Here is a 12,766-nt window from a genome sequence, read left to right on the forward strand (position 1 = left end):
TGTGGAATTAGCGTTAATACGCGCTAACGGGCTCTAGAGATATGAGCTTGGCTTAAATTGTAAGGTGTTCTTCAACAAGGGCAAGCAGTTCAGTCGTTTGTATGTGAATCTCATTGCATTGGATGTGTGAAAGCAACGATTGTTGTGGTTAACACCGTTCGATGAACTTCATACAATACCGGCTTCATGAATTAAACGAGAGACGCTCATCTGTGGCAAAACAAAAAACCGCTTACGTCTGTAATGAATGTGGTGCTGATTATCGAAAATGGCAAGGCCAGTGCACAGAGTGTGGCGCTTGGAACAGCCTGAGCGAGGTTCGTTTAGGATCGAGTTCATCATCCAATCGCGACAGTCGCGGAGGCTACGCCGGTTTAGAGCCAACCAAAGCGCAATTGCTGAACGAAATCAGTTTAGAAGATTTGCCCAGATTCAGCGCTGGCACCAACGAGTTTGATCGGGTTCTTGGCGGTGGCTTTGTGCCCGGATCTGTCGTGCTGATTGGCGGTAATCCCGGCGCTGGTAAGTCGACATTACTGCTGCAAACGCTGTGTTTTTTGGCCGCACAAATGAAAGCCCTATACGTTACCGGTGAAGAGTCCTTGCAGCAGGTTGCAATGCGGGCAAAGCGCTTAGGATTGCCGACAGACAGCTTGTATTTGCTTTCAGAAACCAATGTTGAGGCAATTGTGGCTGCCGCAGAAAAACATCAGCCTAAAGTGCTGGTGGTGGATTCGATTCAGGTTGTACATTTGAGCGATATTCAGTCGGCGCCGGGCAGTGTTTCGCAAGTGCGTGAGTGCGCGGCCTTTTTAACCCGCTTTGCGAAAACCACCGGCACTGTGTTAATTCTTGTGGGGCACGTGACCAAAGACGGTAGCTTGGCCGGGCCAAAAGTGTTGGAGCATATGATTGACTGCTCTACCTTGCTCGATGGCGATCAAGACAATCGTTTCCGCATTCTTCGCAGTCACAAAAATCGGTTTGGCGCTGTTAATGAATTGGGCGTGTTTGCCATGACCGAGCAGGGCCTGCGTGAAGTCTCTAACCCGTCAGCGATTTTTTTGAGTCGCAACGAAGAACGTGCTGCTGGATCGGTGGTGATGGTGGTGTGGGAAGGAACACGACCTTTGTTGGTGGAAATTCAAGCCTTGGTTGACGACAGTCATTTGGGCAATCCCAGACGGGTGGCGGTGGGATTGGAGCAGAACCGGTTGGCAATGCTGCTGGCGGTATTGCATCGCCACGGTGGACTTCATTTGGGGGATCAAGATGTGTTTGTTAACGTTGTTGGTGGCGTTAAAGTGTCTGAAACCAGCTCTGACCTGGCGCTGTTATTGGCAGTGGTTTCGAGCTTTCGAGACCAGACGTTATCTCAAGACTTAATTGCTTTTGGTGAGGTGGGCCTGTCGGGAGAAATTCGACCGGTGCCCAACGGTCAAGAGCGTGTTCGTGAAGCGTTTAAACACGGTTTTAAACGTGCCATCGTACCGGCGGCAAATTGCCCGAAAACCGGCATCGATGGTATTGAGCTGGTACCTGTGAAGCGCTTAAGCGACGCAATCGAAGCGCTGTGGGGATAGCGAATAATCTAGGGCCTAATTTTTAGGTTAAGGGCTTAGGTTAGAGGCTAACGAATTCGCTCTTTGTCTGACCAAACGGCGAATTCATTGCCGGAGGGCTCTTTAAAGTGAAAGCGACGGCCGCCCGGAAATTCAAACACCGGTTTGACAATGTTGCCGCCGGCCGAGACAATTTTGGCAAGCGTGGCTTCTAAGTCTTCGCTGTAGAACACCGCAAGCGCTGCCCCGGTGGGGGTGCTTGACGATAAATTCGACTGAAAAAACCCGCCGTCGAGCCCTTGATTGCTGAACGCGGTGTATTCTGGTCCGTAATCTTCAAAGGTCCAACCAAACACGGTTTCAAAGAACGCCTTAGTGGCGGATAAATCTTTGGCAGGATACTCAATGTAATTGAGCTTTTCGTGTTGATTCATTGGTTGCTCTCTCTGTTTTGCTTACAACCTCTAGCTTTTTCTGAATTTTTGCGTTTGTTCATTGAGGAGTCGACGCAACAATGTGCTGTTATCGACATTGGATGGCTTACACTCAATACCTAAGTATTTACCTTTTGTGTGTGCGAGTCGACCGCGCATTTTTATCTGGTCGCCAGAATTAATAAACACATACAGTGTTAGGTCTTCGTCACTGCCAAACTGGTGATTGTAGGGACTCGCCACCAGTGCGCCATTGAAAGACAAATCAACAATCTGCACCGGCCAGCGGCCAGTTCTTGATACCAGCTCTGCGGTTGCACGATAGTTGACGCGAGGAAAATATCGCCTTTCTTTGGTCCGAGTTTTTCTGTCCATGGTGCTCATAAAATTCATAAAAGACTGAAGGAGCCTCTGAATTAATACCAAATTGACAGCCTGATGGGCTGGCGTGATTATTGGCTTAATCCGGGTCCTAAATACCCAGTGATGGTGTTAGTACCAAAAGCGTTTGAGTTTTCTGTTGATGTTTGTGCGATCAAATCAGAATCTTGTGAGCGTGCTCAAGATGATATTACGAATAGGTAGCTATCAAATTTGGTGCCGACTGCTAAATATTAACCCATTTCGCAAACTATTTATTGACGTTTCTCGGATTAATTTCAAATCTTCAAACACGATTAACGGGTTAGGTCTAGCTGTTTGAATATTCAGCTAGACGTTATGCCGTTGATCAATCTTGCTTGTGCTCCAAATTCAGTAACTATCTCATGCAAAAGTAACTATCTCACACGAAAGTACTTATCTCATGCGGAGGTATTTCTTAACTAGAAGGTACAAACTGATAAGAAATGGGTACTTGTAAAGATGTATCGGGCAAAACGGCTGGCTTTGATGGCGGTGACTGTGGTTACAGCCACCGATGAGATCTGATGGTTACCAAAAAAGTTACCAACAAGGTTACCGAGAGCAATTAAACCTTAATAGGTTTGTATTTTACGCGCTTCGGTTGTGCGTCTGCACCTTTACGTTTCACAAAATCTTCGTGGTATTCGGTGTAGTTGCCTTCAAAGAACACAACTTCACTTTCACCTTCATAGGACAGAATGTGAGTCGCAACACGATCTAAGAACCAGCGGTCATGGGAAATAACCAACGCACAGCCGGGGAAGTTAAGCAGTGCTTCTTCGAGTGCACGCAGAGTTTCTACGTCCAAATCGTTGGAAGGTTCATCGAGCAGTAAAACGTTGGCGCCTTGTTTTAGTGTGTTGGCCAAATGCAAGCGGCCGCGTTCACCACCGGAGAGTTCACCGACGCGTTTTTGCTGGTCGCTGCCTTTAAAGTTAAAGCGGCCCACGTAAGAGCGTGAAGGGACTTCGTAATTGCCAATTTTTAACACATCAGCGCCACCGGAAATGGCTTCCCAAACGCTCTTGCTGTCGTCCAAACCTTCACGGCTTTGTTCAACAAACGCCATTTGCACGGTATCGCCGGTTTCGATGCTGCCGGAATCCGGTTGCTCTGTGCCAGAAATCATGCGGAACAAGGTGGATTTACCGGCGCCGTTACCACCGACAATTCCGACGATTGCCCCTTTAGGAATGGTGAAGCTTAAGTCGTTAATCAGTAGGCGATCGCCAAAACTCTTGCTGACGTTTTTAAATTCGATGACTTTGTCACCCAGGCGCTCGCCTGGTGGAATGTAGATTTCGTTGGTTTCGTTGCGAGTTTGGAATTCTTGGGATTGCAATTCTTCAAAGCGAGACAGACGTGCTTTGTTTTTCGCGTGTCGACCTTTCGGGTTTTGACGCACCCACTCAAGCTCTGCCTTGATGGCTTTTTGATGAGAGGCTTCGGCACGCTCTTCTTGCTCAAGTCGTGCTTCTTTGGTTTCTAACCAAGTTGAGTAGTTGCCTTCATAGGGAATACCGCGACCGCGGTCGAGTTCTAAAATCCAACCGGCGGCGTTATCGAGGAAGTAGCGATCATGGGTAATGGCCACTACGGTTCCTGGGAAGTCGACCAAGAAACGCTCAAGCCAGAATACCGATTCGGCATCCAAGTGGTTGGTGGGTTCGTCGAGCAACAGCATGTCAGGGCGAGAAAGCAATAGGCGACAAAGTGCAACGCGGCGACGCTCACCACCAGAGAGTTTGGTGACATCGGCGTCCCAAGCGGGTAGGCGCAATGCATCGGCGGCGTTTTCGAGCTTGTGATCGAGGTTGTGTGCATCCCAGGCTTGAATGATGTCTTCTAATTCACCTTGGCGTTTCGCCAGAGCGTCGAAATCGGCGTCAGCTTCGGCATAGGCGGCGTAAACCTGATCGAGTTCTGCTAGGGCGTCTACGGCTTCCTGAACGCCTTCTTCGACATTTCCGCGAACGTCTTTTTCAGGGTCAAGGGCCGGCTCCTGTGGCAGATAGCCCACTTTAATTCCCGGCATTGGACGGGCTTCGCCGTTGTAATCGGTATCAACCCCGGCCATGATTTTAAGTAGGGTCGATTTACCTGCGCCGTTTAAGCCAAGTACACCGATTTTGGCGCCGGGGAAAAATGATAGGGAGATATCTTTAAGAATTTCACGCTTGGGAGGAACAATTTTCCCAACACGATTCATACTGTAAACATACTGAGCCATAACTCAGGCATCCTCTTCAGTAAGGTGGATGTAGGGTCTGTTGATAATCGTCTAATCGATTCTGCCGGAGAAAGTTTCCACCCAACAAACCCTTGAATAAAAGTCGCGGAAGGTACCGGAAGTCGGTGCGAGATTCAAATGTATTGAGTTGCAAGTATACAAGTTTAGACATAAAAAAACCGACGCCTGAGCGCCGGTTTTTTCGATTGGAAGATTTACAGCGAAAACTTAGAAGCTGTAGTCGAAACCAATGCGTACTTCCCAAACAGAACCTTCACGTTCACGAACTTCGCCAGGAGCGTTGATGAATTCGTTAAAGGTGTAAGTGTCGGTTTCACGATCATACTCGGCGTCAACGACTTGTTGGAATTGTGGGAATGGTGCTTGATACAGCACGCCCCAGTCGTCATTAATTAAGTTACCGATATTTTCCACGATTAAGAACACGTTCGAACGAGTATCCGGAGTAAACCCTGGAAGCTCTTGATCGATACGGAAGTCAAAGCGGTTCCACCAGCTACCTTCAATGCTGTTACGGCCAGCAATTTCACCGCGATCTAGGCCAGCACGATCAACAAATGCGAAGAACTCATCAGTGTTGAAGTCGTCCGCAAAGTTTACGTTGGGATCGTCAACACCGGTCGGTACATAAAGTAGATTACGGTTACCTCTAAACAAAGGATCGTTCAGGAAGCCGCGTGAACCGAAGGTGTATGAGTACGAGCGGTTTTGGCTAGAGATACCGAACAAAGAGAATCTGGTTTGGTAGTCACTGATAAAGGTTGTTTCGTACGCAAGACGGAAGGTGAAGGCATGTTGCGTTTCAAAATTTGAAGTGGCAACGCCTGGATCATTAAGATCTGTAATAGCTGTGTTGGTAAAGTTAGAAAACGCAACCGAGCTCGCCATTGACGTGACTTCTTCAGAGCGTGTACCTGCGTATCCAACGGAGAAGCTCAAACCATTGTTATATTCTTTGCTTAGAGATAAAGAGAAAACGCTTGATGAGCCGGAGTCGCCATCAACATTGGTAAGAGCATAAACTTCCCCAACGAAGTCAATGTCCCCATTTTCATCTAGGATAACTTGCCCATTTTCATCAAATTCCCGGAAGGTAGGGTCATAGATACCTCTTCCATCAAAGGTGGTGCCTGTTTGCTCTAGTGCTGCATCTACAATGATAGCCGCATCTTGTTTTTCAGTATGGATAAAGTCAGTTTGCAAGATATATCCGTTACCCACATCTAGACTTGCACCTATATTAAATTTCCATTCAGAAGGCACATCGAAATCAGGGTCGATAACATTTGTACCGCTTACCGTACCATTCGCTGGAGCATTTGCTACGAAATCAATGCCTTCTTGTGGAAGGTTTCGAATTGGAGTGCCATCACCAGTGAAACTAATATCTGATAGTAGGTCTACATTATTCTGGCGGAATTCAACTTGGGTTATACCAGTGTTTGAGTAGTTGTTGGACAACCAAACGTTTGGGTTACCACCAGAATAAAGACCAACACCGCCGTGTAACTCTAAGTTGCCATCAACATTATATTGGAAGCCAAAACGTGGTTGAAGTAGGTCTGCGCCGTCTAGGTTGTCAGCATTCGAGAAACCTAATTCGTTAGACAAGTTAGGGTTGAACGTTGGTGTGTCGTCACTTTCGTAGAAGTCGTAACGAAGGCCAAACAATAACGTTAAGTCGACATTATTAAAGGTGTATTCGTATTGACCGTAAACAGAACCGATTTGATAAGAGAATTCGGCTGCGGCGTCGTTTGGATCGTTGGTACCTACCGCACTCTCATAAGTAACGCGTGATGCTAGACCATTTTCGAAATCATCGATGCTATTAAAACGGTATTCACCAATCGCTTCTTGTACGAAAAGGTTAAAGACTTCTAAATCTTGGTACTCAAAACCACCTGAGAAAGTGTGGTTGCCTGCGTAATAAGTACCAGCAATTTTAAAGTTTAGGTTTTCGTAGTTAAGATCGTTCGCTTGACGTGAGTCATCATTGCCTAAGTAAATTGTTGAGCGAGGGCCTGGGTCAGTTTCGCCGGGTAATGGTTCGCCGATATGAGTAATTTGAACTTCACCAAATTGGCCGCCGTCCAGAGAATCTTGGCGGTTATCAACGTCGGTGTAACCGATTTTAATTTCGGTGGTAAAGTTTTCAGTCCAGGTAGAGAACAATTGCGCTGAATAAGACGTTAGCTCCGCGCCGTCTTCGTACAAGTGGTTAGAGAATTCGAATTCGTCAAAGTCACCATCAGATTCTACAGTTTGAAAACCGTCGATGTAGTTGTAGGTTAACGCTAAACGCTGAGTGTCAGAAATATTCCAGTCAATTTTTGCCAGAATTTTTTCGTCTTCGTTGTCGAAAGACGTTGGAATGCCGCCTGGATCGTAGCCGTATACGTCTTGAGAAATTTGACGAATACGATCGAAGTCGGCTTGGGTAAATCCAGGTACGGGTTCGGCAGTGTTTGAATCCGATGGACCACGATCGAATGTATCGGCGCCTTCTAATTTTTCGTAAGAAGCGAAGAAGAACAATTTGTCCTTAATAATTGGGCCACCTACGTGGAAACCGAAGCGAGATTCGTCGAAATCAGCAACGTTAAGTTCGTCACCTTCCAGCTTGTCGCCGGTTAGGCTGTCGTCGGTGTAATCGTAGAAAACACCGCCGTGCCATTCGTTGGAGCCTGATTTGGTTACGGCGTTGATGTTACACGCGGTAAAGCCACTGTATTGCACATCAAATGGTGCAAATTCTACGGCTACCTGGTCAATAGAGTCGATAGAGAAAGGAACACGGTTAGTTGGGAAACCGCCTTGGCGTAGACCGAATTCATCATTTAAACGAACACCGTCAACAGTCAAACTGTTGAAGCGTGGGTTAGCACCACCACACTGAATGGCGTTGCCATTAGCAGGGTCTAGATGAATACGAGGATCGGCGCGAATAATATCTTTAATATCGCGGTTGATCGCTGGGATTGATTTAATGTCATCTAGATTGAATGTAGAAGAGGGACCCGTTGCGGTATTGTTTAGCCCGCTTGCATCTGCAATTACGGTTACTTCTTCAATATTGCCATCACCAAGAACAGCGTTGAAGTTAAAGGTTTCCCCTAACTGTAGGAAAATGCCTTCTTGCGTTTCATCTTGAAATGTTGAGGAATCAACAACGATACGGTATGGGCCACCAACGCGAAGACCGCGTGCAGAGAAGCGACCATTTGCATTAGTGCTAACTTCAGAGGCTGTGTTCGAAGGAACGTGAACAATGCGAACAACCGCTGACGTTGGGTTACCATTTGGGCCAGTAATTTGGCCGGTGATTGCCGAAGTAGTTTCCTGAGCGATTGCGCCGGTAGCGCCTGCAGCCAATAATACAGCTGCAGCCAAACGCTGCTTAGTGAATGGTTTCATATGTTTCGATCCCTAATGATGAAGTAAGAGAATTTCTCTAAAAATACAAAAGTGCTGAGTACTGACTAGTTTTAGTTGCGCAATTGTCGGGAGTAATTATTACAAATTAGTTACAGTTTGAGTAATAGAAAAGCAATGTTTTTATCGTTGTTAATCATTGTTTTTTATTTTGTTCTATACACGTCAAATATAAAAAGCAAATGGCGGAAATGGATAAGTTTTTTATGAATGTAAATCAGAAATTCCCAGTTTTTTATTATTTTTTTACCTGCTTTTTTGTGTTTTTTTCAGGATATGCAATGAGCGAAGAGAATGACTCTCGTCAAATAAGAGTGGCGACCTTTAATGTCAGTATGGAAGCTACGAACTATCGTAGTGATGGCGACGAAAAACTTAACGAAAAAGCCTTACAGGAGCAACTTAGTTCTGGTAACAACAGCCAAATTAAGAATATTGCTGAAATCATTCAGCGGGTTCGTCCTGACATCATTTTGCTGAACGAATTTGACTATATTGAAAATACAGATATTGGCATATCTGCGTTTATCAAAAATTATTTAAATAAATCGCAAAAGCCCGATACGAAATCCATTGATTATCCTTATGTTTTTTTGGCTCCCGTCAATACGGGTGAGCCGAGTCCATTTGATTTTAATCGTGATGGTGTCGCAAATGGCAAAGGTGGAGACGCTTGGGGTTATGGAAATTATCCGGGTCAGTACGGCATGGTTGTATTGAGCCAATTTCCAATTGATGAAAAAAAGGTGAGAACGTTTAAGCACTTTAAATGGAAGGATATGCCGGGCGCGTTGCAACCGAAAATTCCAGAATCAGGCGAGCATTGGTATAGCGAAGCACAGTGGCAAGCGTTCAGGTTGTCATCCAAGTCCATGTGGGATGTCCCCATTATTTGGAAGGGTGAACCTCTGCATCTATTAGCTCAACACCCAACGCCGCCGGTTTTTGATGGTCCTGAAAATAGAAACGGTTTTCGAAACCACGACGAAATCCGGTTACTTGCCGATTATCTTTCGGGCGAATCTTATATCTACGACGATCAACAATCCAACGAGCCATTCAGTGGCAAGCGATTCGTCATCGCCGGTGATCTGAATGCCAGTGTACACAGTAAAGAAACAGTACCCGGAACAATGGAATTGTTGTTTGAGCATTCGCTCATCGACGCTCAATTTATCCCTACCAGCAGCGGTGGTGCTCGCAATGATCCATCAGACCCTCTGGCAAAAGAGCACACGGCATTTTGGAAGAGTCGAGCCGACTATGTTTTGCCTTCTAAGCAGGGGTTGGTTGTTGTCGGTGGGGGTGTGTTTTGGCCGCAACCGCAACATCGGTTGTTTCGTTTGGTAAAAGACCGACAGGCGTCCTCAGATCATCGGTTGGTGTATCTCGATTTGGTGTGGCAGCAGTTGTAACATTTGCTGAAATTTGTTGAGAAATTAACCGATTAACTGAATTTTTGACTCTCAATCTCGTGGGAATGGTGTACAATCCGCGCCTCGTTTTAGACACCGCAATTTTAAAGGGGTAGCCAATGTTTGAATCTAACCAAACTCTGGAGCAATTCGATCCCGAAATCTGGGAAGCCATTGAGCAAGAAAACCGCCGTCAGGAAGAGCATATCGAACTGATCGCGTCTGAAAACTACACCAGTCCATTGGTGATGACGGCTCAGGGTACAAAACTGACCAACAAATACGCCGAAGGCTACCCTGGCAAGCGCTACTACGGCGGTTGTGAGTACGTTGATGTTGCTGAAGCTGTTGCTATTGATCGCGCTAAAGAATTGTTCGGCGCTGATTACGCCAATGTTCAACCGCATTCAGGTTCACAGGCAAACTCTGCTGTTTACCAAGCTTTGTGCGCACCTGGCGACACGGTACTTGGTTTCTCTTTAGCGCACGGCGGCCACTTAACGCACGGTGCTAAAGTTAACTTCTCTGGTAAGATTTACAATGCCGTTCAATACGGTTTGAATCCTGAAACTGGTGAAGTCGATTACGACGAAGTTGCTCGTTTGGCCGAAGAACACAAGCCAAAAATGATTGTTGCTGGCTTCTCTGCCTATTCTAAAGTGATGGATTGGCAAAAATTCCGCGATATCGCAGACAGCGTTGGTGCTTACTTGATGGTCGATATGGCTCACGTTGCCGGTCTTGTGGCTGCGGGCGTATATCCAAACCCAGTACAAATCGCTGACGTTACTACTTCTACCACGCACAAAACCCTTCGCGGTCCACGTGGCGGCATCATCTTGGCGCGCGCCAATGAAGAAATTGAGAAAAAGCTAAATTCTGCGGTTTTCCCTGGTGGTCAGGGTGGTCCTTTGATGCACGTGATCGCGGCAAAAGCAGTGAGCTTCAAAGAAGCGCTATCGCCAGAATTTAAAGCCTACCAAACACAAGTAGTTGCCAATGCGCGTGCAATGGCGGCAACTTTTATTGAGCGTGGAATTAAAATTGTCTCTGGTGGAACCGACAATCACCTAATGTTGGTGGATTTGATCGGTAAAGAATACACCGGTAAAGACGCCGATGCGGCACTGGGTGAAGCTAACATCACCGTTAACAAAAACGCGGTTCCTAACGACCCACGTTCTCCGTTTGTGACTTCTGGTTTGCGCGTAGGCACACCTGCGATTACGACCCGTGGTTTCAAAGAAGCAGAGTGTATCGAGTTGACCAACTGGATGTGTGATGTTCTTGAGAGCTTGGAAAACGGCACGTCTGAAACCGTGATCGCAGAAGTAAAAGCAAAAGTTTTAGATATTTGTGCTCGTTTCCCGGTATACGGAAAATAAGTTCAAACGCTTAATGGCTTTTGAAAAACCGCAGATGAGAGTCTGCGGTTTTTTTATGTCGGTGATTTTATTGAGATTTAGTGTTCATATAAGCTCGCCAACCACCCAATTCTGTAATTTCCTCCGCACCTTCAATTCCCGAAAATTCACAAATAAAACCGGGTAACCATCGACCATCCGCCAGTTCTAATTTTCCAATGCCTAAGGGAGCGGGAATGCCTGCAACGAAACTGCCGAATTCTGTGATCGGCAAGCGCCACACCTCCACGATTATTTCCTCTCCGTTTTCAGTGTCGCGAATTAAACCTGGGCGAAATGGCGGGCCACCGGCGAGCGCGTACATGCGGTAGCTTTTTGAGGTGGTAGTGGAATCAATCAATTCGCCGCCGCGTTCGGCGAGTTGCCAATTTAAAGGCAAGCCTTCTAGGTGAGCACCGCAAACCACAACATCGACGGTTTTGTTGGTGGCGACAGTGGGTAATTCCATTCTGGGTTTATCGGCTTTACCAGTGCCTTCCGGTGTTGGGAAAATCGTTTCTAGATAATTGGCAATGGATAAGAGCGCGCGGTCGGCAAAGGTATCGCCAATTAATGTAATGCCAAAGGGCAGGTTTTTCTCAGTAAAAGAGGTGGGAACTGCAACGGCGGATAAATCCAACAAGTTTACGAAGTTGGTGTAAAAGCCCAATTCACTGTTGTGTTTAATAGGCTCGGCCAGCATTTCTTCGATAGTAAATAATCGCCCTGCGGTTGGCATTAACAGCGCATCAAACTTATTGACTTGGTCTTTGCAGGTTCGAGCAAAACCTTGGAGTTTGTATTGTGCCGAAAATAATTGATGAGCTTTGGGTTCTCCGCCGGGAGCAATAATATCGCGAACCACGGGAAATATTGCTTCGGGATTAGTATTAATTAATTCTTCAGCTGCAAGATAGCGCTCAGCTACCCAAGGGCCTTCGTAAAGCAGTTTGGCGACTTCATCGAAAGGTGAGTAATCCAGGGGAACCAGAGTAATACCTTTAGTGGTTTCGAGCTTTTCGATAACGTTGGCGTAGGCTTTTTGATAATTTCCGTCGCCAAAAAATTTCAGTTGTGATGGATCAATAATGCCGAGTGTTAGCGGTAATTTTTGTCTGCCAAAATATCGCGTGTTATTGGCCGATGGATTTTTACGGCTGTATTCGTCGGCTTCATCGAAGCTTTCGGCAGAACTTAATACGGCATTTGCGTCTTCTGTCGATAACGCAAAAATACTCATGCAGTCCAAACTTTTACACGCGGGTACCATCCCAGCTGCTGAGAGTAATCCTCGTGAAGGTTTTAATCCGACCAAATTATTAAAGCACGCCGGCACGCGGCCAGAGCCTGCGGTGTCGCTGCCTAAGCTAAAGGTAGCTAAACCCAGTGCAACAGAAACCGCTGAACCTGAGCTGGAGCCGCCACTGATGTAGTTTTTATCAAACGAATTTTTACACGCGCCAAACGGTGAGCGTGTGCCGTTTAAACCGGTGGCGAATTGATCGAGATTGGTTTTACCAATGGGAATTGCACCAGCATTAATTAAATTTGCCACCACGGTTGCTGATTTTTCGGGCGTGTATTTAAATTCTTCACAACCGGCGGTGGTGGTGATGCCGATTAAATCAATATTATCTTTAATCGCAAACGGAATTCCCCACAGTGGGTAATCTTCAATATTTTTATGAGCTAGTCCTTCAATAAACGGGGTTAACTCTTCGATCGTTAACTGATGAATCCAAATGTTGCGATCACGAAATTGCTCTGCGCGTTCGTGAATGTTAGCAATGAGTTTTTCTGGTGTTAATTCACCAGCGATGTAAGCGGCACGTAAGGCGCTAATTGTCATAGACTGCATGGT

8 protein-coding genes are annotated in these 12,766 nt (G+C 46.3%); 3 read left to right on the forward strand and 5 right to left on the reverse strand.

Translation table 11 applies throughout. The features are described from left to right. Positions 1-212 precede the first annotated feature (212 nt). Entirely contained in the window at positions 213-1,583 is a 1,371-nt protein-coding gene (radA, locus tag LU361_RS19790) for a DNA repair protein RadA (protein ID WP_233090898.1), read from the forward strand. Between the two features lie 47 nt (positions 1,584-1,630). Here the strand turns inward: radA and LU361_RS19795 are convergent, their stop codons facing one another. The 4 genes from LU361_RS19795 to LU361_RS19810 all read right to left on the reverse strand — a co-directional run bounded on the left by LU361_RS19795 (position 1,631) and on the right by LU361_RS19810 (position 8,069). Then, on the reverse strand, positions 1,631-1,996 hold the full coding sequence (locus tag LU361_RS19795; protein ID WP_233090899.1) for a VOC family protein: 366 nt from the start codon (positions 1,994-1,996) through the stop codon (positions 1,631-1,633). Positions 1,997-2,026: 30 nt separating this feature from the next. Next, complete coding sequence (locus LU361_RS19800) at positions 2,027-2,371, reverse strand: PilZ domain-containing protein (protein ID WP_233090900.1); 345 nt, start codon at positions 2,369-2,371, stop codon at positions 2,027-2,029. A 595-nt stretch (positions 2,372-2,966) separates the two neighbouring features. After that, positions 2,967-4,631 (reverse strand): energy-dependent translational throttle protein EttA, encoded by a 1,665-nt coding sequence (gene ettA, locus LU361_RS19805; protein ID WP_233090901.1) that lies wholly within the window; start codon positions 4,629-4,631, stop codon positions 2,967-2,969. A 228-nt stretch (positions 4,632-4,859) separates the two neighbouring features. After that, positions 4,860-8,069 carry a TonB-dependent receptor gene (locus tag LU361_RS19810; RefSeq protein ID WP_233090902.1) on the reverse strand — a complete coding sequence of 1,070 codons (3,210 nt, stop codon included), beginning with the start codon at positions 8,067-8,069 and terminating at the stop codon, positions 4,860-4,862. Between the two features lie 299 nt (positions 8,070-8,368). Between LU361_RS19810 and LU361_RS19815 the strand changes: the two genes are divergently transcribed. Next, the gene (locus tag LU361_RS19815) at positions 8,369-9,502 is read left to right on the forward strand and encodes an endonuclease/exonuclease/phosphatase family protein (RefSeq protein ID WP_233090903.1); all 1,134 of its coding nucleotides are present in this window, start codon (positions 8,369-8,371) and stop codon (positions 9,500-9,502) included. 119 nt (positions 9,503-9,621) lie between these two features. Further along, complete coding sequence (glyA, locus tag LU361_RS19820) at positions 9,622-10,887, forward strand: serine hydroxymethyltransferase (RefSeq protein WP_233090904.1); 1,266 nt, start codon at positions 9,622-9,624, stop codon at positions 10,885-10,887. Between the two features lie 67 nt (positions 10,888-10,954). Here glyA and atzF read toward each other — a convergent pair whose 3' ends face one another. Beyond that, complete coding sequence (gene atzF, locus LU361_RS19825; protein WP_233090905.1) at positions 10,955-12,763, reverse strand: allophanate hydrolase; 1,809 nt, start codon at positions 12,761-12,763, stop codon at positions 10,955-10,957. Positions 12,764-12,766 lie beyond the last annotated feature (3 nt).

It is taken from the genome of Sessilibacter corallicola, from assembly GCF_021290925.1.
Lineage (GTDB): Bacteria > Pseudomonadota > Gammaproteobacteria > Pseudomonadales > Cellvibrionaceae > Sessilibacter > Sessilibacter corallicola.